Here is a 23215-nt window from a genome sequence, read left to right on the forward strand (position 1 = left end):
AAGAGGGGCCCTGGGGCCCCTCTCACGCATTCAGCACATCATCCGGTTTGCTTAGAAGCCAAAACCGATATAACCACCAGCGGTCAGACCATCGGTATCAGTACCGTCAATACCACCGAGATCGTCTTCGTCAGCTGTCAAGTGATAACGGGCATCGACGCCGACAAATAGGTTCTTCCAAACGTTATAATCGGCACCGGCGCCAAACACCAAGCCGGGATTCAAAACGGTCACGCCGTCAGATGGCGGGCTGATGACGTGAATCCCTAAGCCCACAGGGATAATCCAAGGCCGAAAAGCATGGCCGCGCAGGAATTTGATTTTGGGTGAAGCAGAAATAGTAAGATGAGTGATTGAAACGGTAGAATTGCCACTTAGGTTTTGAACTGTTCCAGTTAAAGCCGCAGACTCAACAGCTTCCAGTGGCGTGATACCACCATTTTTCTTAAGATTACTGTACTTGCGGTATTCGAACAGAACTTCGCCAAGTAAATCCGTACCTTCTAGAATTGTACCTTCGGTCAGGCCAAACAAATCTTTGCTGAGACCGAAATCAAAACCGGCACCGACATACCATCCATCTTGGTCATTGTTTTGTCCCAACCCAGTTGGCAAAACTGCATTTCGTCCACCGGTGGGAAGAATTTCACTATTGCGATCATGATCGTATCGGGTATAGCCGCCGCGGAAGAACACCATATTGTTGCCCATAGCGCCGCCAAAAGCGCCGGTACCTGCTTGTTCCTTCCATTCTTCCAGTTCCATCATTTGCTGATGATGGGCTTCGCTGTGCGCCTTCAGTTCTTGTAATTCCTGACGCAGCATCTGCAGTTCGCGTTCTAATTGTTCAATTCTGGAACCGCCTGCCGATGCTCCGCCTGCACCCACTTCATGCGCAACCGCTTGAGATGCCATCGTAGCGGACAGGACCAAAGAACTACCAGCCAAAGCCACTAAAGTCTTTTTGAGTGTTTTCATAGTCACCTTCCCCCCCTGTATGGAGTTGTTAATCATAATTTCCCTCCTTTCCTTAGAATTCCTCTTCAACGAATCCCTCCGTCGAATGTTGCTTTTACGCCAATTTTGCAAAAAAACAACAGAAAGACAGCATTAATGCTAGCAAACAACTTTCCTTGCGACAAATATTTTGCAATAATCTTCTTAAAAAGCGAGTAAGTTACACTAGTCTTAAGGATGGATTCTGAATATCAGGCTAGGGGTATCAGGCTGTCGCTAGCAAACAACGAAAGTCAAAAAAAAGGAAGTGCAACCGGTTTCAACTATGACTTATTTAGCAACAATTTTTCTGCTGTTGATAGGCAGTTGCACCTATTATCTGACTTATACTCTATATCGTTACGCACTCACTTCCCGCAAACTCTTAGATATTCCGAACCATCGCAGCTCTCACGCCCACCCCACTCCCAGCGGCGGTGGCTTGACCATTGTAACCGCCTTTTTTGTCACAACAATCATTCTTTATGCCAGCGGCCAGATCCCTTTTAATCTTTGGATGGCAGTGGGCGGTGGCATCTTGGTTGCCTTCATTAGCGGTTGGGACGATATCAAACCACTTCCCATTCGCCTGCGATTGTCCATTCATTTCCTGGCCGCCATTTGGTCGTTAATTTGGATAAACACATCGCCTGAAACCCTGCCTTTTGTTCATCCATCGGAAATACCCGACAGAATCGGGATTTTTCTCCTCTCGGTTCTCTGGATAACATGGATGACCAATCTTTATAATTTCATGGACGGCATCGACGGGCTGGCTGCAAGTCAAGCCGTAACAACCGCTTTGAGCGCTGGTTTTTTTATCTGGTTAGGTGTAGGGCAGCCGGGAACTGCCTTGCTAATGTTTACTCTGGCAGCGGCTTGCCTGGGTTTTCTTCCTTGGAACTGGCCGCCAGCAAGGATTTTTATGGGGGATATTGGCAGCTGTTTCCTGGGATTTGGCTTTGGTTTATTTTCTCTCATTCCCGTAGATCAAGGGGGACTTCCATTTTGGTGCTGGCCCATTCTTTTAGCGGTATTTATCTGTGACGCCTCTATGACCTTATTTCAACGCTACTTCAGCGGCCAGGATTGGCATCTCCCCCATCGCAGTCACGCTTATCAACACGCGGCGCAAATTATAGGCCACCGAACAACAACGCTTGCAATCATCGCTGTTAACGTTTTTTGGTTATGGCCGTGGGCGGCATATGTCTTACGCCATCCTGAATACGGCATGATCATTGCTGCCATTGTGTATTTGCCACTTATATTGCTTGCCCGCTTTTTCGGCGCGGGCCAAGTCAACGGAATCAGAACAATAAACCCAACATGAAAATCCTGAATATACTTCGTTCGCCTGCCTTTATTTTCTTGCACGACCTTGCCATGATCCCAACCGCGTGGCTGGGCGCCTATTGGATACACGCAAATCTGGATCGTATCCCCATCGATCAATTGTCAACCGCGTTATTGACGCTACCTTGGGTTATTGCGGCGCAAGGCTTGGCCTTTAGGTATTTTCGGTTGTATCTGAGCGTGTGGCGTTTTGTCTCGCTTCCGGATTTGATTCAGATAGGCAAAGCTATCCTGACTGGCACACTGGCAATTTCTCTGGGTTTGTATTTTTACGATCACTACACCCAGATTCCAAAATCAATACCACTGACATACAGTATGTTACTTTTGATCTTGATTGGCGGCCCAAGGTTCTTTTTCCGCGCTTGGAAAGACAGAACGCCAACCTCCCAAGGACAAAGAGCATTGGTAGTGGGCGCCGGCAAAGCCGCGGAAATGCTGATTCGCGATTTGCTTCAGGAAAAGCACCCTGAATATCGCCCTGTGGTATTGGTAGATGACGATAGACGGAAGAAAGGGCGTGAAATCCACGGTATTCGCATCGCCGGGAATTGCGGAAAAATTCCCCATCTAGTAAAAAAACATCATATTGACTCAGTCTTGATCGCCATTCCCTCAGCGGATGAGAAACAAATGCGCCGGATTGTTGAATTATGCGAACAAAGCAACGTCCCCTTTTTAACATTGCCCTCCCTCAAAGAACTGCTCCACGACCGGGTTTCTACCCACGAGCTGCGGGATGTGTATATTGAAGATCTTCTAGAGAGGGAAGCTGCCTCACTGGATTGGGGATCGATTCGCAAACGCCTGCAAAATAAAGTTGTCATGGTAACCGGCGGCGGCGGCTCCATTGGCTCTGAATTGTGTCAACAGTTGGCCCGACTTCCCATTAAAAAATTAGTGGTCTTTGAATGCTGTGAATACAATCTTTACAAGATCGACCGGGTACTCAAACAGAAATTTCCCGATCTTGAGCTCGTTCCATTTTTGGGCAATACGACAGATTCGGCGGCCGTGCAACACGCTGTCAATCTGGCCAAGCCCCAGATCATTTTCCACGCGGCGGCATACAAACATGTTCCCATGCTGGAAAGACAGTCCCGGGAAGCCATTCACAACAATATTATCGGCACCCATACCGTTGCCAAGGCGGCGCTGGCATTTCAGGTGGAAGAATTTGTTCTGATTTCCACTGATAAAGCGGTCAATCCCTGCAATGTCATGGGCGCCAGCAAGCGGGCGGCGGAAATGATCTGCCAAAGCCTGAATGGCGTGGGAAGAACCCGCTTCATTACTGTCCGTTTTGGTAATGTACTGGATTCAGCGGGCAGCGTCGTTCCCTTGTTCAGAGAACAAATCCAGGCGGGGGGGCCAGTGACCGTCACTGACCCTGAAGTCAGCCGTTACTTCATGACCATTCCTGAAGCTTGCCTGTTGATTCTCCAGGCAGCCGCCGTGGGACGGGGGGGCGAGATTTTCATGCTGGATATGGGAGAGCCGGTCAAAATCCGTTATCTTGCTGAACAGATGATTCGTTTGAGCGGCAAACGCCCCAATGTTGACATTAAGATTGACTATATCGGCCTACGCCCGGGCGAAAAGATTACCGAAGAGCTTTTCCACGAGCAAGAAAACCTGACATCAACGCCCCACAATAAACTATTGCTGGCCCATTCTCGGACTTGCGACCGCAAGATCATCGAAAAATTGGTGCAGAAAATTCAAGAGGCCTGCCAGCAATATAATGAAACTCAGGCGCTTTCCTTACTGCAAACCTTGGTCCCCGAGTATCACCAAGACACCGATGCTGTTGCCAGACAGCGACAATCGTCCATCAACCCTCAGTCCGATTCCAAAGTGCATCAACTCCACCTTGGCCTGAAATAAATTTCTGGGTCGTTGCAGAAGGAATGACTTAAGTTTTACGCGGACCAAACAAGGCAGTGCCGACTCTGACCATGGTCGCACCTTCCAAGATTGCCGCTTCCAGGTCGGCGGACATTCCCATGGACAGCATATCCCAGTTAAAGTCCAAGGAGGCTTTCAGTTCTCGCAGCTGGGAAAAATATTTTCTTTGACTTTCCAGATCAGACGCCGGTGGTGGAATCGTCATCAACCCCCGCAGCCGCAATTTTGGAAAACTCTGAATCGCCTCCGCCAATGCCGCCACTTGATTCATGGCAACCCCTGATTTACTCGCCTCACCACCCACATTCACCTGAATACACACATTCAAAGTAGGCAGACAGTCGGGCCGGTGTTGATTGAGCCGCTCTGCGATTTTGAGCCTGTCCACGCTATGCACCCAATCAAAATGGCTGGCGATGGCGCGAGTTTTGTTGGATTGAATCGGACCGATGAAATGCCAGATAATCTCACAATGACCTAGAGCGGCTTGTTTGGCCAATGCCTCCTGAAGATAGTTTTCCCCAAAATGGCGTAGCCCTGATTGATAGGCCTTCAGCAAAGCTTGAGGGGGATGGGATTTCCCAACCGCCAAAAGCCGCGCTCCATCCTTCCTATTGGCTTGTTCCAACGCGGAATTGATACGCTGGTGCAGACTTTGTAACCGGGTTTGAATATTCATTGAATCGCTTGAACTATACTTTATTAAATCTATCCTTTACGTGACAACGCTAGGAGCTTTCCATGGACATTGCAGAATTACTAGCCTTCTCGGTCAAAAACAATGCCTCGGACTTACACCTGTCCGCCGGCCTTCCTCCCATGATCCGCGTCGATGGCGACATCCGCCGGATCAACGTTCCAGAATTGGAGCATAAGGAAGTCCACGCGCTGGTGTACGATATTATGAACGACAAGCAACGGCGCGACTACGAAGAATTCCTGGAGACCGATTTCTCCTTTGAACTTCCAGGCATCGCCCGCTTTCGTGTCAATGCCTTCAACCAGGACCGTGGCGCCGCCGCCGTCTTCCGGACCATTCCTTCCAAAGTACTCACCCTGGAAGATTTGGGTTGCCCGCAGTTTTTCCGAGATATCACCCAGAAACCCAGGGGCATCATCTTGGTGACCGGCCCCACCGGCTCGGGGAAATCGACCACCCTGGCGGCGATGATAGATCACATCAACTCCAACGATTATGCCCACATTTTAACCGTTGAAGACCCCATCGAATTCGTTCACCAAAGTAAAAAATCCTTGATTAACCAAAGGGAAGTCCACCGCGACACCCTGGGATTCAACGAAGCGCTCAGATCGGCATTGCGCGAAGACCCGGACGTGATTCTGGTGGGGGAAATGCGGGATTTGGAAACCATCCGCCTTGCCCTGACCGCCGCTGAAACCGGTCACTTGGTTTTCGGTACCCTGCATACCAGTTCCGCCGCCAAAACCATTGACCGTATCATCGATGTCTTCCCGGCGGCGGAAAAAGCCATGATCCGCTCCATGCTGTCGGAATCGCTGCAGGCGGTCATCGCCCAAACCCTGTTGAAGAAAATCGGCGGGGGACGTACCGCGGCCTGGGAAATCATGGTGGGAACCCCAGCCATCCGCAATCTGATCCGGGAAGACAAAGTCGCGCAAATGTATTCCGCCATCCAAACCGGGCGCAAGGACGGCATGCAAACCCTTGACCAGCATTTGCAGGAATTGGTGGAAAAAGGCGTTGTTTCCCGGCAAACCGCCCGCGTCAAAGCCGTCAACAAGGAAGCATTTTAATTCTGGAGTTGCAACATGAATTTTGATTCCTTACTGACCTTAATGGTCCATAAGAAAGCGTCGGATATGTTCATTACGGCAGGGAGGCCCCCCTGCATCAAGGTCAACGGTAAGCTTGAACCGCTTAGCCAGAAAAATCTGTCGGATGAACAAGTCCGGGAGTTGGTCTGGGGCATCATGGATTCCCGTCAGCGGGATGATTTTGAAAACGCCCGGGAGTGTAATTTCGCCATCAGCGTGAAGGATCTGGCGCGCTTTCGGGTCAGCGCTTATTACCAGCGCAACAATCCCGCCATGGTAATACGCCGGATTCAGGACTATATCCCCGATGTGGACGAACTCAATCTGCCCCCTGTCCTCAAAGAACTGTCCATGACCAAGCGGGGACTGATTATTTTCGTGGGCGCCACCGGTACCGGTAAATCCACGTCCCTGGCGGCGATGCTCAAATACCGTAATCAAAACAGCTCCGGACATATCATCACCATTGAAGACCCCATTGAATACACCCACAAACACGAAGGCTGTATCGTCACCCAACGGGAAGTGGGCACGGATACCGAATCCTACGAAGTCGCCTTGAAGAACACCCTGCGGCAAGCGCCAGATGTGATTCTGATTGGCGAGGTAAGGACCCGGGAAACCATGCAACACGCTATCACCTTTGCCGAAACCGGCCATTTATGCCTCACCACCCTCCACGCCAACAATGCCAACCAGGCGCTGGACCGGATTTTGCATTTCTTTCCGGAAGACATGCACAGTCAATTGTTTATGGACTTGTCACTGAATCTGCGCGCCATTGTCGCCCAGCAATTGATCCGCCGGTCCGATGGCGAAGGCCGCTATCCCGCCATTGAAATTTTGATTAATACACCGCTGGCCTCGGATCTGATCCGTAAAGGGGAAATCCCCAAGCTCAAGGAATTGATGAAACGCTCGCGGGAACAAGGCATGCTGACCTTCGATCAATGCCTGTATGATCTGTACCGGGCGGGTAAAATCAGCTACGAAGATGCCTTGAATGCCGCCGATTCACGCAACGAAGTCCGGCTCATGATCAAACTTGGGGCTGAAGGCGGCGCCGAAAAATTTTCCACCATGCATAATAAAATGCACTTGGTGGAAGATGATTAATCCCAGCGATAAACTATCCGGCCTTTGACAATCGTCCATCGCACACGCCCTTTCAGGGATTGCCCCCAGAAGGGCGTGTTCCGGCCTTGACTCCACCAGGATTGCTCCTCCACTGTCCAAATTGCATGGGGGTCAAAAACACACAAATCCGCGCTTTTACCCGGCGCCAGTTTGCCCACCTCCAGACCCAAAATACCGGCAGGCCCCTGCGTGAGCCTGGCAAGCGCCTCCGGCAAACCAAGCACCCCTTGCTCAACCAGTTCCAGCATCAGCGACAGCAATGTTTCCAGAGAGGCTATCCCTGGTTCCGTGGCGGGAAAAACATTGAGCTTGGCATCGTCTTCATGGGGTTGATGGTCAGAGCAAACGGCGGACACAATTCCTTTCGCCACAGCCTCCCTTAATCCCTGCCTATCTTCGCGGCTTCTCAATGGCGGGATGACATGGACCATGGGGTCAAAACTTTCCACCTGGGTATCCACCAGGTGGAGCTGATGCGCGGCGACATCCGCTGTCACTTGTAAGCCGCTTTCCTGGGCAACGCGGAGCAACTCAGTGGCCTGCCTAGTGCTCAAGCAAGAAAAGTGAACCCTTGCGCCGGTCTCCTCTACCAACGCTAATATTTGCGCAACCGCCACGGTTTCAGCACACGCAGGAATGGCAGGCAAGCCCAGCCGGCTGGCGACGGGGCCCTCGTGTACGCACCCGCCTGCGGTGAGCCAAGGATCTTGCGGACGCACGATGACCAGCAAATCGAAGGTAGCGGCATATTCCAAAGCCCGGCGCCAGATCAAAGTATCCCGGACCGGTTTTGCCCCGTTGCTGACAGCCTTGCACCCTGCTTGTTTCAGGGAATACATCTCGGACAGGGCATCCCCTTCCAATCCTAAGGTCAACGCCCCGATAGGAAGCACCTGCCCAAACCCGGCCAAAGCGGATTGTTCCTTGATCAATTCCACCACCGCAGGCGTATCTATTACGGGCACCGTTTCCGGACAGCAGCACAGCATCGTCACCCCTGATTTCGCCGCGGCTTTAGTTTCACTGGCGATGGTGGCTTTGTGCTCTTGCCCTGGCTCGCGCAAATAAACGCTCAAGTCGATAAAACCCGGGCTGACAATACAACCTTGGGCATTAATGGTTTCATCCGCGACAAAGTTTTCCGGGGCAGGCCCAATGGAAACAATCTCGCCGTTGTCAATATAGATATCCCCTGAATAAAGGGATGACCTTTGGCCATCAAAAATTTCCCCATTCATGATGGCCAAGCGGCGACTCATGGCGTCTCTCCCTGTTGTACCGCCCCCATTGTCAGAGCCATTACCGCCATCCGAATGGCAATGCCGTGACTAACCTGTTCTAGAATCACGGAACGGGCGCCATCGGCCACGTGAGAATCCATTTCCACGCCGCGGTTGATAGGGCCTGGATGCATGACAATGGCATCAGGCCTGGCGTGGGCCAAACGGGCCTCGGTCAATCCAAAACACTGAAAATATTCGTGCTCACTGGGCAGCAAGGCGCCTTGCATGCGTTCTTTTTGCAGCCGCAACATAATAATCACATCGGTGTCTTCAAGCCCCTCTTCCAGCTTGTGGAAAGCTGTCACGCCCCATTGGGAAATGGATGCTGGCAATAGTGTTTTAGGGGCAATGACCCGTATTTCAGGCACACCTAATATTTTAAGTGCTTGAATTTGAGAGCGGGCTACCCGGGAGTGAAGGATATCACCGACAATCGCCACCCTTAGCCGCTCAAAATCGGGCTTGTGGCGGCGAATGGTATACATATCCAGCATGGCCTGGGTGGGATGGGCGTGGCGCCCGTCTCCCGCATTGATTACGCTGATATGGGGGGCCACATGCCGGGCAATAAAATGGGCCGCGCCACTGTCCGCATGTCGGACCACAAACATATCCACAAACATGGCTTCCAGATTGCGGATGGTATCCAGCAGGGTTTCCCCTTTGGCAGTCGCCGACACCGATAAATTGATGTTGAGGACATCAGCGGATAAGCGCTTAGCCGCCAACTCGAAGGTCGTTCTGGTGCGAGTGCTGGTTTCGAAGAATAGATTGACAACTGTTTTCCCCCGCAGCAGGGGAACTTTCTTGACGCTTTGCGCGGTGACACTGCTGAAGGAATCTGCCGTCTTCATAATGCGCACCAGCCAATGCCGGCTTAATCCTTCTATGGAAAGAAAGTGGCGCAGCCGGCTTTGTTGATCCACCTGCAAAGCCGTCATGAGGGAAGGGTATGCAGTTCCAATCTTAAAGGATCGGGACCAGTGAGCTTGATGCTCTGATTGGCGGCAAGCTCGATATGGGCGCCAACACAATCGGCCTGAATGGGAAGTTCCCGGCCATTGCGGTCAATCAAAACACCCAAAATCACTTGCCGGGGGCGTCCATAATCGAACAATTCGTTGAGAGCGGCGCGAATCGTACGGCCGGTGTAGAGGACGTCATCAATGAGGATAATATCTCTGTCTTCGGTACTGGGCAATTCACTCGGCCGAACTTCAGGATGCACGCCGATCCTGGAAAAATCATCCCGGTAAAAAGCAATATTCAGCCGCCCCAATGGCTCTTTAATCTTCAATTTCTTATGCAGGTTTTCAGCTAGCCACACACCACCTGTATGAATACCGATCATTAAGGGATTGTCAAGGCGACGGGAATGGATCTGTTGCTTCAGGCATGCTTCCAGCGCAGCCAGAAGGCTTTTTACATCCAGCTCGGCGACCAGCGATGGCTTCATGCCGCGTTCTCGTGATAATTCAACCAGGTCTGCAAAATCAATTTGGCTGCCACCTGATCATTATACTGTTGTACTTTGTTGGCGCGCAGATTAGCCTCATCAAATAACCAGCGCTTGGATTCAATAGTCGTGAGATGTTCGTCCACGGCATAAACCGGCAGATGATACCGGCCTTCCAACTGCCGGCAAAACTTGCGCATCAAAGGGGTGACGGGATTATCTTCGCCATCCGGTTGACAGGCAATGCCTACGATTAAAGCATTAGGACGCCAAGTCTCTATCAACCGGTCAATGGCTTCCCAGCGCACTTGTTTTTTTTCAGAACGGATGGTCTCAAGAGGAGAAGCAGTCCGGGTGATGCGTTGGCCAACCGCGACTCCGATTTTATGGGTGCCGTAATCAAACCCCAAATAAGTTCCATTATCCATGGCCAGCCTGTGTAGAAAGCAAGTCTAAATCAATACCAATCCGAGCCGCCGCGGCTTTCCAGCGTTCCACGGGAGGCAAGTCAAAAAGTATTTCCGAATCCGCGGGTACGGTGAGCCAAGCGTTATCCATCATCTCCTGTTCCAGTTGCCCGGCGCCCCAGCCCGCATAACCCAAGGCCACCAGGATTTTTTCTGGCCCTCTACCACAAGCTATGGCCATCAGAATATCCCGAGAAGCCGTCAAACCGATATCTTTGCCAACGGTTAAGGTACCTTCCCACGCCCCAATGGGTGAATGGAGAATGAAGCCTCTTTCTGGTTGCACCGGCCCCCCAAAGAAAACCGGGATTTGTGCCGCCGACTCCTCTTCCAAAGTAATTTCCATGGAATCAAAAATTTCCTTAAGCTGCATATTCAAGGGGCGGTTGATTACAATTCCCAATGCGCCTTCTGCAGAATGCTGGCAAAGATAGGTCACGGTATGGGAAAAATTTGGGTCTTCGAGGGCAGGCATGGCAATCAGGCACTGTTCTGTCAAATAATTACTATTTTCCTGCATTTTTTTCCTTTCAGTGATTTTTTACTGCTCATCGTCCCATCGCCAAACCAGCCTCGAATTTCCATGTTCTGGTAATCACAATAATGTCCGCTTGGGAAGCCAGTTCCTTGGGTAAAGGGGCGAACGGAGCCGCCAAACGTACAATTCTAACCGCCGCATCATCAAGAATTTTATGGCCAGAGGATTTGTGAACCTTTATTTTTTTTACAGAACCGTCTTTCGCCACCCAAACACTGATGAGCAATCTACCAGAGAGATTTTGGCGGCGGGCTTGGTCGGGGTAGTTTAAATTGCCAATCCTTTCCACTTTTTTCTGCCATGCCCTCTCATATGCCGCCGCAACATATTTTTTGGACGTAATGGCGTTAAGGGGCAACACCTTTTGTTTGGTGGCTAAGTCAGTTTCCTTTGTAGAAGCAATGCCCAATTCCGCAATTTGATGGGCTAATTGCCGGGTGTCCAAGCGCGGCTGAGCGGGGATTTCTTCCAATGGTTCTTGGGTTTGTACTTTATGGTTGGCATGATCACGTGTCAAAATCGCTTTCTTTGTGTGTTTCCTCTGCCACTGCTGGGTGGATTGCAAAGGTTTTTTCTCTTGAGGCGGCGCAGATGCAGCCTGTGGCGGCAACTTGGGTTTGTTAATTTTTTGGCTGTCACCCCCCCCTTGATTATTTGCCTGAGCAAGATAATCCGCATCTTTTACTGGTTCTTCCGAGCTTTGATCCACCAATTCAATCTCAAGATTTCGCACAGGCGGCTTGGCTTTTGGCACTTCAAAATGCAGGCCAAATAAAATAATAAAATGTAGAATCACGGCGCCACCTACCGCCACCAACAACCGATCGGAAGAACTGGTATCCCAAAAATCAAACGTCATTGTTGTATCCGCGCTTCTATTTCGTTCATCAACTGACCGCTAATATTTAAATTAAATAGCTTATCTAACTCCTGAATACAAGTAGGACTAGTCACATTGATCTCTGTCAGATAATCGCCTATCACATCAATTCCGGCAAAAATTAATCCGCGTTTTCTCAATTCTGGCCCCACTTGCTCACAGATCCATCGATCCCTGGCAGTCAATTCGCGGCCTTCAGCACGCCCGCCTGCAGCCAAATTCCCCCGCAATTCTCCCGGCGCTGGGATACGGGCCAATGCATAGGGAATAGGCTCGCCATTGATCAGCAATATGCGCTTATCGCCTTCCTTAATTTCGGGCAAATATTTTTGCGCCATCACAAATCGACTGTCATGAGCCGTCATGGTTTCAAGAATAACGCTAATATTTGGATCTTTTGGTTGCAGATAAAAAATTGAAGCCCCCCCCATGCCGTCAAGGGGTTTAATGATGATCTCCCCTTGCTCTAAGAGAAACTCTCGCAATTTGCCGCTATCCCGGGCAACCAAGGTAGGCGCACAGCATTGGGGAAACCAGGCAGTGAATAATTTCTCATTCGCATCTCTTAAGGAGCGCGGTTTGTTCACCACCAATGCTCCCAGCTCCTCGGCACATTCCAACAAATAGGTGGCATAAATATATTCTTGATCGAAAGGCGGGTCTTTCCTCATTAAAATGACGTCCAATTCATCCAATGGACGCAAAACCTTCTGGCCAAATTGATACCAATCCGCCGGATCACGCTTAACCTGTAATGGGCGCATGGTGGCGAACGTCCGCCCGTCGCGCAAATATAAGTCACCTAACTCCATGTAGAACAATTTCCAGCCCCGCTGCTGAGCTTCCAGCAACATGGCAAAACTACTGTCCTTTTGTATATTTATGGCCCCAATGGGATCCATGACGATGCCAACTTCTACGGTCATTTTATTATTACTTTCCTTTTTCAAAATGTCTTGAAAACAATCGCAACTGCTCGCCCATACCAGAGGAAGGCCTTATGGGTTGTCTGTGAAGTAAGTGTCTTTGGCAAAAGATGCCAAAGCCAAGCCTACAGGACATATTCACGGCGTCTTCCAAAACAGCCCACCCATGGGGCCCGAGTAGTCACTTTGGCGTTAGCTTCATTTGTAACAGCCAACAAGGCTTGTGCGCCAAAGTGAAAAACTCCCTGCGTAATGTTACACAATTTTTGCTTTGGTCTTTGTAATGTGCTATAAATATTAGGCTAAAATTTCTTATAATTCAGTAGGGTCAACAGCTATGTCAAGAGTCTGCCAAGTCACAGGAAAGCGACCTCTTTCTGGCAATAATGTATCTCACGCCAACAACAAAACCAAACGCCGTTTTTTGCCTAATCTCCATTATCACCGTTTTTGGGTAGAAAGCGAAAACAGGTGGGTGAAGCTCCGGGTTTCCAATCATGGAATGCGCATCATCGACAAAAAGGGGATCGACACCGTATTGGCGGAAATTCGCCAGCGCGGGATCAAAATTTAACTCATTCCATTCACGGAGATACTAGCTATGCGAGAGAAAATCAAACTAGTTTCATCTGCAGGCACTGGTTACTATTACACCACCACTAAAAACAAGCGCAACACGCCGGATAAGTTGGAATTCAAAAAATATGACCCGGTGGTAAGGAAACACGTTATCTTTAAGGAAGCGAAGATAAAATAGTCCTAACCCGCAAAGGAACATTTGCTTTCTTTGCGGTTTTTACCTGCAATTTTTTCTACTCAGAATCAAATAAATCGCCCTCCCCGCCTGTTTCATCGGTTCCAGCCCCTTCACTTTCAAACAGCGCGGAACCTGATTCCGCTTCCTCGAATACATTAGCTTCGGATCCTAATTTCTCGCGCTTGTTTTGAGTAGGAACAGAAGACTTTTGATACATAGTTGCTTGTGAATCAGCCATGATGAATTTGGCCAACAAACGGCGTCCAGACTCCATCTGAAAAACGATCCCAACAATACTCAAACTTAACAGAATGCCAACCAGCATCCACAGTATGGATGCACCGACTTTTGAAGTATGGTTAGTGGAAGCGGCTGCATTTTGAGTCACCACGGTGTTTAACGGCAATTGTTCAGGCTCGACCGCCGTCAGTTCCGAAAGGAATTTCGGCTCCTCTTTGTCGACAGCTTGTAGAGGGGCATCAGAAGTGCTTTTAACGCTTTCTAGCTCTGCCTTTAAGCGCTCTACCTCGCTTCGCATTGCCTCAACTTCCTCCTGCATGGCTTCCACATCCTTGTCCGCTTGATCTCGAACTTCGTGCAGCTCAGCAATTAAAGATTGAACCCTTACCTCAACATTTTGCACATCGGTTGTGCCAAAATATTGTTGGATAACACCTTCCAGCTCATCTATTTGCTGTTGAAGAGATTGAATCTTCTCTTGGTCTTTTTCTCTTTCCGCACGAACCCATTCCAATTCCTGGCGCAATTTATCGGATTCATTCTGTGCCTTTAGTTTTTGCAGCAGCTCTGCTTGTTCTTTGAGTTTATCTTGAAGTTGTTGCTTTTCAGCTGCCAAGGCATTTCTTTCAAATTGTAATTTTTTAATTTCTTGTTGTTGCTTTTCAAGAGTTTGCTCGGTAATTAGCTGAGTACTGGGTGGTGGGGTTGGGGATTGAATCTCTTCCTCGATGTCACTTTTTTCTTCTACCCTTGCAGTAATCTCCTCCTGATTGTGACTCACCAATTCTCTCTGGCGTTCTTTTGCTTCATCTTTGGGTTGAGGTATTTCTGTAATTACGTCATCGTTATCTTTTTCTTCCCCAATATCCTCTTCCAGAGGGACTCCTTCACCAACAAGGCTTTTTACTGGGACAGAAGCCATTCCCCCATCAAGAAAAGTGGCTTCAAAACCGTAACGTAACAGCAAAAATGCAGCAGCGGCACTGGTAACGCCATCTTCACAGACAACAATATATCTTCTGTTGCGTTGCAACATACCTAGCTGCATCCTCAAAGAGAAAAAAGGAACATTGATGCTCTCTTTGATATGGGCTCTTTTATATTCATCAGGATCGCGCACATCCAGCCAGAGTGCCTCCTGACTCGCCTCCCGATAAGCCGTCTCAAAACTGACCTTAGTTAATACGGGTTTAGCAATAAGCTCTAAAAAATCCTCCTTTCCCAGCTTCAACACCACGCCATCCGTCAGCATGGTGACATTTACGGACCGAGGAGAGCCTGTGATCAGCGCATCTTCCCCAACCATATCACCTGGCCTGAGTTCACCTAGCTTGATTTCCTTGGCATTGGGCCGGGGTTTTCTGCTAATGACACATTGACCTGATTTAATAATATATAAGCAGTCCCCGTCTTCTCCCTGCGTGATAATAGGCTGCCCTGATTCGGTTTCTATTTCTTCAAATTGATTGACAATTTTTTGCAGATTGCTGGCAGGCAGTCGTTGAAATACAGGAGATTTCAGCAGCTTGGTTACCCAGTCTCCTTTAGATCGGCTTTGTCCTGAAGCTTTTGGTCTATAGTTTTCCATGAGATTCAACTGTTGATAGTCTAATTGAATGTAGCGCAACTGGGTTAATGCTCTTGCGGTGACTTTCCGAGGAATATGCTGGGCTACAGGAAAGCGCGCCGCGTCGGTACCGCCCTTGATGGTATCCATAACGATACCATCGGCTTCCAGAACCACATCTCCTTGCAATATATAAATCCATTCATTACATTCCGCACCGCGTTCAAATAAGGATTCGCCTTCTTGAATTTCGCAAGCAGTCAGGCCGTTACATAGTTGTTTGAATTGATCCTGAGGAAGAAGGTTCAATGGAATTAGGTGCCTTAATGACTCCTGGTGGAGCTGATTTGCTGCTACAGACATCTAAACCACTCCATTCTTCCTGATTTGCAAAAGAAATAGGGAGAATCCCGGCATAACTAGTGAAACTTGTGAAGTGAAAGGACCACATTTAATTCTAGTCCATAGAGCCGAACCTATTTCCAGGCACCTAATCAGAATGTTGAAAAATGAGTACTAGTGACATTCTATTCCTCCTGAAAATTATCATTGTGTGATTGATTTCTACAACAAGGAGCCTCTATTCCCTTACTTCTCTAACAACCCGCCCGCCATCTTTGTAAAGCTGCTTTTCCTATTTTGTAACTACTCGCCCATACCGGAAAAAGACCTTATGGGTAGTCTGTGAAGTAAGTGTCTTTGGCAGGGATGCCAAAGCCAAGCCTACAGGGACGTATTCACGCTGTCTTCCTAAAGCAGACCATCCATAGGGGCCCGAGCAGTTACCCTATTTTAAAGGAAACAAGCTTATCGGTTATCCAGGATTGTTTTTATTTTGCAAATGCAAAGGGCACCTTTCGGTGCCCTTTGCCAATCCTAAACGCAGAAAAGATAAGGATATCAATTTACTTTAGGATTAAGCTCTCCGGCAGCATATTTTTGATACATAACTTCCAGAGAAATAGGCTTAATTTTGGAAGCATTACCAGCACAACCAAATGCTTCATAACGGGCCTTACAGATATCCTTCATTGCCGCAGTGGCAACTTTAAAGATTTTCCGGGGATCAAATTCTTTTGGATTTTCCGCCAAGAATTTACGCATCGCGCCTGTTGACGCCATTCTCAGGTCCGTATCGATGTTGACCTTGCGGACGCCGTGCTTGATACCCTCGACAATTTCCTCCACCGGCACGCCATAGGTTTGCCCCATGTCCCCGCCATAGCTGTTGATGATTTCCAGCCAATCCTGTGGCACTGAAGAAGACCCATGCATCACCAGGTGGGTATCTGGAATACGAGCGTGAATTTCCTTGATTCGCTCAATCGCCAAAATATCACCCGTCGGCGGGCGGGTAAATTTATAAGCGCCATGACTGGTGCCAATGGCGATGGCCAAAGCATCAATTTTTGTTTTCTTGACAAAATCAGCCGCCTCATCAGGATCGGTCAATAACATTTCCTTGGTGAGCTTTCCTTCAGCGCCCACACCATCTTCTTTCCCTGCTTCCATGGTTTCCAACGAACCCAGGCAACCTAATTCACCTTCCACGGAAACACCGCAAGCATGGGCCATTTCAGAAACTTTCGCGGTCACTTCCACATTGTAATCATAAGTAGCTGGGGTCTTGGCATCCGGCATTAAAGACCCGTCCATCATCACGGAAGTAAAACCTGACTGGATAGAACGAGCACAAACCCCTGGATCTGCGCCATGATCTTGATGCAAAACGATGGGAATATCAGGCCATTGCTCTACCGCTGCCAAAATCAAATGGCGAAGAAAAGGTTCTCCTGCATATTTTCTTGCGCCTGCGGAAGCCTGCATGATGACAGGACTGTTAGTTTCCGATGCTGCTTCCATGATGGCGTGGACTTGTTCCATGTTATTAACGTTATACGCGGGAACACCGTAACCATGCTCGGCAGCATGGTCCAATAATTGCCTTAGGGTAATAAGTGCCATATATAATTCCTCAAATGAATAAATTCTTACCAGGGTAAGAGGTTAAAAATGGGCATCTTGCAAGATGCCCATTGATGCAAAAAGTTACTACTAACTTATTATTATTTCACTTCAGTAAAGCAGTCCAAATCCATACAAAATGATTTTTCTTCCATGAAATTAATTAATCTTTGGATCCAGCTCTCCTGAAGCATATTTTTGAACCATATCATCAATGGAGATAGGTTTGATTTTGGAAGCGTTTCCAGCAGTTCCAAAAGCTTCGTATCGGGCCTTGCAAATATCTTTCATAGCCTGGGTGGCTACTTTAAAGATTTTCCGGGGATCAAATTCCTTTTTGTTTTCCGCCAGGAATTTCCTCATCGCCCCGGTCGAAGCCAATCGTAAATCCGTATCGATATTGACCTTACGAACCCCATGCTTGATGCCTTCCACGATTTCCTCTACAGGCACCCCATAGGCTTCGCCAATATCCCCACCATATTCATTGATGATTTTGACCCACTCTTGTGGTACCGACGAGGATCCATGCATCACCAAGTGAGTATTGGGAATGCGCGCATGAATTTCTTTAATCCTGTCAATGGCAAGGACTTCGCCTGTAGGCGGTTTGGTAAACTTATAAGCACCGTGGCTTGTACCAATCGCTACCGCCAAGGCATCCACATGGGTTTTCTTGACAAAGTCAGCCGCCTGGTCAGGATCGGTCAATAGCATGTCCCTGGTAAGTGTATCGCCTTTATCTGAAGTCATTGTTTCCAGTGACCCCAAACATCCAAGCTCGCCTTCCACCGACACACCACAAGCGTGCGCCATTTCTGTTACTTTCGTCGTTACTTCCACATTATATTCATAAGTGGAAGGGGTTTTCATATCCGGCATCAAAGAACCATCCATCATGACCGAAGTAAACCCTGACTGGATAGACCTGGCGCACACCCCAGGATCAGCGCCATGATCCTGGTGCAAGACAATCGGAATATCCGGCCATTGCTCCAGGGCTGCCTGAACCAAGTGCCGGATGAAGTAGGCACCTGCATATTTCCTCGCGCCCGCACTAACCTGCATCAGTACAGGACTATCAGTTTCTGCCGCAGCCTCCATAATCGCATGCACCTGCTCCATATTATTAATATTGAACGAGGGCACACCATAGCCATGCTCAGCGGCATGGTCCAATAATTGTCTTAACGTAATGAGCGCCATTTCAGCCTCCTCTTTGATTTAAAGCGTATTAACTTGCCAAAACATCCTGGACTGCTTTAACGACATTATCGACGGTAAATCCAAATTCTTCCATGAGTGACCCGCCTGGTGCAGATTCGCCAAATCGATCCAAACCGATAATTTTACTTTTGGCGATACCAACATATTTATACCAGCCCCGGGTGGCTCCAGCCTCAACCGCAACTCTAGCAGTGACATCTGAAGGCAATACCGATTCTTTATAATCATCGCTTTGCACATCAAAAATGTCGGCACAAGGCATGGAAACTACGCGGATTTTCTTTCCTTCCGCATTCAGCCGCTTGGCTGCTTCGTCAGCCAGGCTGACTTCAGAACCGGTCGCAATAATGATTGCATCGGGCTTGCCATCGCAATCGCGCAAAATATAACCACCTTTGCTAATAGCTTCTATTTGATCAGAAGTACGATCCAAATGCGGAACCCCCTGCCGGGTCAAGGCCAGCGCGGAAGGACCGTCCATACGATTCACAGAGTCACGCCAAGCAACGGCGGTTTCCACTGCGTCCGCTGGGCGCCACAAATGGACATTTGGGATCAGACGCAAAGACTCATGGTGTTCTACGGGTTGATGGGTCGGCCCGTCTTCCCCTAAACCTATCGAATCATGAGTTAACACGTAAATCACCGGCAATTTCATCAACGCCGACATGCGGATGCCATTACGGGCGTAGTCGGAAAATACGTGGAATGTACCCCCAAACGGTCTGAATCCTCCATGGAGATACATGCCATTCATCAGGGCTGCCATGCCAAATTCCCGCACACCATAATGGATGTAATTCCCATCCTCATGGCTGTTGCCAGGATAATTCAAATCCTTGCAGCCTTTCCAGTTGGTTAAATTAGAGCCGGTCAAATCGGCAGAACCGCCAAAGAACTCGGGCAAATGAGGAGCGTAGGCATCCAGGGTATTTTGTGATGCCTTACGGGTTGCTACTTTTTCAGCTTTTGCGTCGGTTTCACGTATGTACTCGTTAGCCTTGGCGTTCCAATCGCTGGGAAGCTCCCCTTTCATTCTGCGCTCGAATTCTGCTGCCAACTCGGGATATTCGGATTTATATGCGTTGAATTTTTCGTTCCACTCGTTTTCCAATGCCGAACCCTTCTCACGGGCATCCCAAGCGGCATAGATTTCATCTGGAATCTCAAAGGGAGGATAAGGCCAGCCCAAGACTTCCCGGGCCAAGGCGATTTCATCATCTCCCAAAGGCGCGCCGTGGCATTCCTCCTTGCCTTGTTTATTAGGCGAACCAAACCCGATAATGGTTTTACAGCATATCAAGGTGGGTTTATCTGTCTGCCCTTTCGCTTGCTCAATCGCTGCTTTAATTGCCTCGGCATCGTGTCCGTCAACACCTTTAATGACATGCCAACCGTAGGACTCAAAACGCATTGGGATATCGTCAGTGAACCACCCTTCTACTTCACCATCGATGGAAATACCATTGTCATCCCAAAACGCAATCAATTTGCCCAGTTTCAAAGTTCCCGCCAGAGCACATGCCTCATGGGAAACCCCTTCCATCATGCAACCATCACCTAAAAACACGTAGGTATTATGGTCCACAATATTATGATTACCCCGGTTAAACTGGGCTCCTAGAACCTTCTCCGCCATCGCCATGCCTACGGCATTGGCGATACCTTGACCCAAAGGACCGGTGGTTGTTTCAACACCTGGCGTATAACCATACTCAGGGTGGCCAGGGGTCTTGGAGTGCAGCTGACGAAAATTCTTTAGTTCCTCAATGGGCAAATTATAGCCGGTCAGATGAAGCAGCGAGTAAATCAGCATTGATCCGTGACCGTTGGACAGTACGAAACGATCCCGATTTGCCCACTGGGGATTGGTTGGATTGTGGCGCATGTAATCGTTCCACAATACTTCGGCAATGTCCGCCATCCCCATGGGCGCTCCGGGATGACCGGATTTGGCTTTTTGAACAGCGTCCATTGAAAGGGCGCGAATAGCGTTTGCTAGATCTCGGCGCGAAGGCATAATCTTCCTCCCTATAAATTCAAGAATGTCATTTTAAAAATTATTGAAAAATCCAAGCTCTGTATCGACGTCTTTAAAATTTTCAGCGCTTGTTTCTACTTTGCCACGTAAGGAAAAATTTATCACTAAATGCAACTGGCTCCAAAATCATTATTGTTGATGCGCATCCCATTCTTTGTGGTATTGGACAAAGCGCTCAACTTCATTTTTAGAACCCAGCACCAAAGGAACCCGTTGGTGAATACTTTCAGGTTGAATTTCCAATACCGGTTCCCTGCCAGTGGAAATCAAGCCTCCCGCTTGTTCCACAATAAATCCCATGGGATTGGCTTCATACATGAGACGCAGCCTGCCGGCTAAATTCTTGGCCTTGAGCTTATCGTCTATGGGATACGACCAAATGCCACCCCGGGTCAAAATCCGGTACACTTCCGCCACAAACGAGGCAATCCAGCGCATATTGAAATCCTTTCCCCGCGGACCTTCCTTCCCTTGCAAGCATTCCTCGATATAGCGTCTCACCGGAGGCTCCCAAAAGCGCATATTCGACATATTGATAGCGAATTCCTGGCAGTCCTCTGGGATACGAATGTTGGGATGGCTTAACAGAAATTCGCCCACGCCGGGGTCCAGGGTAAAACCATTAACACCATTACCCGTAGTCAGGACCATGGTGGTAGAAGGGCCGTAAACACAAAACCCAGCACAGACTTGCTCGGTGCCCGGTTGCAAAAAATCCTTGGCAGTTGGGTTTTCCACCCCTTCAGGACAACGAAGGATGGAAAAAATGGTTCCCACGCACATATTGATATTGATATTGGAAGAACCATCTAGTGGGTCAAAACATATCAAATACTTGCCTTTCGGATATTGTGAGGCGATAGGAATAATATCTTCGTTTTCTTCTGATGCCATCGCCGCCAAATGCCCCGTCTTTCCTAAGGCGTCAATCATGATTTCATTCGAGAGGACGTCTAGTTTTTGCTGTACCTCGCCTTGAACGTTCTCGTCTCCTACCGAACCCAACAATCCCGCCAAAGCGCCTTGTTTCACCGACTGGGAAATCGCTTTACAAGCACGGGCAATGTCGCTGAGAAGCAGGGTAAGTTCTCCAGTGGCATGGGGCAGCTTGCGCTGCTCTTCTATAATAAACTGGGTTAATGAATCGCCTTGTTGCATAAATACCTCCTCAAAAATTCACTGGTTCTTCCAGTGACTTAACTCCCTACTCCGAGCGTCAAAGCATCCTTGACTTTCACGATTTTAAGCGCATTGGTACCCCCGGACACGCCGGTGAGATCACCCTTAGTAATAATGACACGATCTTCCTCACAAACTGCTTTGCACTTTAACAGCTCCTTGATCGTGCCTTTATTTAATACCACATGATCTGTAGTATCGCATTTGAAGTACAGAGGGTAAACGCCGCGATACAGCGTTACCTTCCGACACGTTTTCAGGTGACGGGTCATTGCATAAATTGGGATACCAGAACTGATGCGTGACATCCATAATGGTGTCGCCCCGCTTTCGGTCAATGCCGCAATCGCACGCACCGTAAAGTGATTGGCGACATACATGGCCGCCATGGCGATGGCTTCGTCCACCCTTTCAAATTGTTGATTAAGACGGTGAGTGGAACGCCTTACCCGCGGGTGCTTTTCCGCTTGTTTACAGACCCTGTCCATGGCTTTGACAGCCGCCACCGGATATTTACCGGAAGCGGTTTCCGCGGAAAGCATCACCGCGTCGGTACCGTCAAAAACCGCATTCGCCACGTCCAGCACTTCCGCGCGGGTCGGCAATGGGCTTTCGATCATGGATTCCATCATTTGCGTGGCGGTAATCACCACCCGATCCAAATCCCGGGCTTTCTGAATAAGTTCCTTCTGAACCTGTGGCAACAAAGCATCGCCAATTTCCACGCCCAAATCCCCGCGGGCCACCATGATGACATCAGAGGCTTTGATGATTTCCTCCATAACATCGGGTACGACAGCTTCCGCACGCTCGATTTTGGCGACAATCCCGGCCTCGCCACCGGCTTCCTGTAACAATCGGCGGGCCAGATGAATATCCTCGGCACAGCGGGGAAAGGAAACCGCCAAATAATCGGCATCGATCTCTACCGCGGTTTTGATATCCTCACGATCCTTCTCCGTCAAGGCCGTGGCAGACAACCCCCCACCTTGTTTATTGATCCCCTTGTTATCGGAGAGCGCCCCGCCCACAACCACGGTGCATTCCACCCGGTCGCCAAGAATCTTCTCCACTTCCAGCACAACACGGCCATCGTCCAGCAGCAATACGCTGCCCGGCTCGACATCTTTGGGAAGATCGGGATAGACAATGCCAACCTGGGTTTCATCTCCCTGATCCAGCGCCAGACTGGCATCCAGAGCAAACTTATCGCCAGGCTTAAGTTCAACTTTTCCTTCTTTGAAGCGGGCAATGCGGATTTTCGGACCTTGTAAATCCGCCAAAATACCGACATGACGGTTGAGTTTTTTCGAAATCTCCCGCACTAAATGGGCACGGCGGCGATGGTCATCCGCGCTGCCATGGGAAAAATTCAGGCGCACCACATCGGCGCCGGCTTTCAGCAACTCTTCCAATACGGAAGCTTCGTCGGTTGCAGGACCGATGGTGGCTACGATTTTGGTTCGTCTGGGAATAAAAAGCTCAGCCATAATTA

Annotated in this window: 21 protein-coding genes; 6 read left to right on the forward strand and 15 right to left on the reverse strand. The window is 49.1% G+C overall.

Annotation, left to right across the window (positions count from 1 at the left end; translation table 11 throughout):
* Nucleotides 1–51: 51 nt before the first annotated feature.
* On the reverse strand, nt 52–1014 hold the full coding sequence (locus AXA67_09705) for a hypothetical protein (protein ID KXJ40569.1): 963 nt from the start codon (nt 1012–1014) through the stop codon (nt 52–54).
* Between the two features lie 268 nt (nt 1015–1282).
* On the opposite strand from AXA67_09705, the gene AXA67_09710 reads away from it, so the two are divergent.
* Together AXA67_09710 and AXA67_09715 are read left to right on the forward strand one after the other, a co-directional pair.
* Complete coding sequence (locus AXA67_09710; protein KXJ40570.1) at nt 1283–2329, forward strand: hypothetical protein; 1047 nt, start codon at nt 1283–1285, stop codon at nt 2327–2329.
* Nucleotides 2326–4239, forward strand: coding sequence for a multidrug MFS transporter (locus tag AXA67_09715; GenBank protein KXJ40571.1), 1914 nt, complete (start codon nt 2326–2328; stop codon nt 4237–4239). Before AXA67_09710 ends, AXA67_09715 begins: the two co-directional genes overlap by 4 nt.
* 28 nt (nt 4240–4267) lie before the next feature.
* On the opposite strand, the gene AXA67_09720 is transcribed toward AXA67_09715, so the two are convergent.
* Entirely contained in the window at nt 4268–4939 is a 672-nt protein-coding gene (locus AXA67_09720) for a YggS family pyridoxal phosphate enzyme (protein ID KXJ40572.1), read from the reverse strand.
* A gap of 62 nt (nt 4940–5001) precedes the next feature.
* Between AXA67_09720 and AXA67_09725 the strand changes: the two genes are divergently transcribed.
* Nucleotides 5002–6036 carry a type IV pili twitching motility protein PilT gene (locus AXA67_09725; protein KXJ40573.1) on the forward strand — a complete coding sequence of 345 codons (1035 nt, stop codon included), beginning with the start codon at nt 5002–5004 and terminating at the stop codon, nt 6034–6036.
* Between the two features lie 15 nt (nt 6037–6051).
* Nucleotides 6052–7173, forward strand: coding sequence for a type IV pili twitching motility protein PilT (locus AXA67_09730; protein ID KXJ40574.1), 1122 nt, complete (start codon nt 6052–6054; stop codon nt 7171–7173).
* Here AXA67_09730 and AXA67_09735 read toward each other — a convergent pair.
* Genes AXA67_09735 through AXA67_09765 form a run of 7 tightly spaced genes read right to left on the reverse strand, consistent with a single transcriptional unit; the run spans nt 7170 to nt 12744 of the window.
* Nucleotides 7170–8453 carry a dihydroorotase gene (locus AXA67_09735; protein ID KXJ40575.1) on the reverse strand — a complete coding sequence of 428 codons (1284 nt, stop codon included), beginning with the start codon at nt 8451–8453 and terminating at the stop codon, nt 7170–7172. The two genes, AXA67_09730 and AXA67_09735, sit on opposite strands and share 4 nt — an antisense overlap.
* Nucleotides 8450–9418 carry an aspartate carbamoyltransferase catalytic subunit gene (gene pyrB, locus AXA67_09740; GenBank protein ID KXJ40576.1) on the reverse strand — a complete coding sequence of 323 codons (969 nt, stop codon included), beginning with the start codon at nt 9416–9418 and terminating at the stop codon, nt 8450–8452. The genes AXA67_09735 and pyrB overlap by 4 nt, the downstream gene beginning before the upstream one ends.
* Entirely contained in the window at nt 9415–9933 is a 519-nt protein-coding gene (locus AXA67_09745; protein ID KXJ40577.1) for a bifunctional pyr operon transcriptional regulator/uracil phosphoribosyltransferase, read from the reverse strand. Before AXA67_09745 ends, pyrB begins: the two co-directional genes overlap by 4 nt.
* On the reverse strand, nt 9930–10361 hold the full coding sequence (locus AXA67_09750) for a Holliday junction resolvase (GenBank protein ID KXJ40578.1): 432 nt from the start codon (nt 10359–10361) through the stop codon (nt 9930–9932). Before AXA67_09750 ends, AXA67_09745 begins: the two co-directional genes overlap by 4 nt.
* Entirely contained in the window at nt 10354–10920 is a 567-nt protein-coding gene (locus tag AXA67_09755) for a hypothetical protein (protein KXJ40579.1), read from the reverse strand. The genes AXA67_09750 and AXA67_09755 overlap by 8 nt, the downstream gene beginning before the upstream one ends.
* 28 nt (nt 10921–10948) lie before the next feature.
* Nucleotides 10949–11797, reverse strand: a complete 849-nt coding sequence (locus tag AXA67_09760; GenBank protein KXJ40580.1) for a hypothetical protein — start codon at nt 11795–11797, stop codon at nt 10949–10951.
* Nucleotides 11794–12744, reverse strand: a complete 951-nt coding sequence (locus tag AXA67_09765) for a glutathione synthetase (protein KXJ40581.1) — start codon at nt 12742–12744, stop codon at nt 11794–11796. The genes AXA67_09760 and AXA67_09765 overlap by 4 nt, the downstream gene beginning before the upstream one ends.
* A 337-nt stretch (nt 12745–13081) precedes the next feature.
* On the opposite strand from AXA67_09765, the gene rpmB reads away from it, so the two are divergent.
* Nucleotides 13082–13318, forward strand: a complete 237-nt coding sequence (gene rpmB, locus AXA67_09770; GenBank protein KXJ40582.1) for a 50S ribosomal protein L28 — start codon at nt 13082–13084, stop codon at nt 13316–13318.
* Between the two features lie 27 nt (nt 13319–13345).
* The gene (gene rpmG / locus AXA67_09775; GenBank protein ID KXJ40583.1) at nt 13346–13501 is read left to right on the forward strand and encodes a 50S ribosomal protein L33; all 156 of its coding nucleotides are present in this window, start codon (nt 13346–13348) and stop codon (nt 13499–13501) included.
* Nucleotides 13502–13556: 55 nt separating this feature from the next.
* Here rpmG and AXA67_09780 read toward each other — a convergent pair whose 3' ends face one another.
* From AXA67_09780 to AXA67_09805, 6 genes are all read right to left on the reverse strand, one after another.
* On the reverse strand, nt 13557–15617 hold the full coding sequence (locus AXA67_09780; GenBank protein KXJ40584.1) for a hypothetical protein: 2061 nt from the start codon (nt 15615–15617) through the stop codon (nt 13557–13559).
* A gap of 591 nt (nt 15618–16208) precedes the next feature.
* On the reverse strand, nt 16209–17273 hold the full coding sequence (locus tag AXA67_09785) for a fructose-1,6-bisphosphate aldolase (GenBank protein KXJ40585.1): 1065 nt from the start codon (nt 17271–17273) through the stop codon (nt 16209–16211).
* Between the two features lie 159 nt (nt 17274–17432).
* Entirely contained in the window at nt 17433–18479 is a 1047-nt protein-coding gene (locus AXA67_09790) for a fructose-1,6-bisphosphate aldolase (protein KXJ40586.1), read from the reverse strand.
* 28 nt (nt 18480–18507) lie between these two features.
* Nucleotides 18508–20520 carry a transketolase gene (locus AXA67_09795; GenBank protein ID KXJ40587.1) on the reverse strand — a complete coding sequence of 671 codons (2013 nt, stop codon included), beginning with the start codon at nt 20518–20520 and terminating at the stop codon, nt 18508–18510.
* 150 nt (nt 20521–20670) lie between these two features.
* Nucleotides 20671–21699: a fructose-bisphosphatase gene (locus AXA67_09800; GenBank protein KXJ40588.1), complete on the reverse strand. Its 1029-nt coding sequence runs from the start codon at nt 21697–21699 to the stop codon at nt 20671–20673.
* A gap of 38 nt (nt 21700–21737) precedes the next feature.
* Nucleotides 21738–23210 (reverse strand): pyruvate kinase, encoded by a 1473-nt coding sequence (locus AXA67_09805; protein ID KXJ40589.1) that lies wholly within the window; start codon nt 23208–23210, stop codon nt 21738–21740.
* Nucleotides 23211–23215: the final 5 nt, after the last annotated feature.

The organism is Methylothermaceae bacteria B42 (genome assembly GCA_001566965.1).
In the GTDB taxonomy this organism is placed as follows: Bacteria; Pseudomonadota; Gammaproteobacteria; order Methylococcales; family Methylothermaceae; genus Methylohalobius.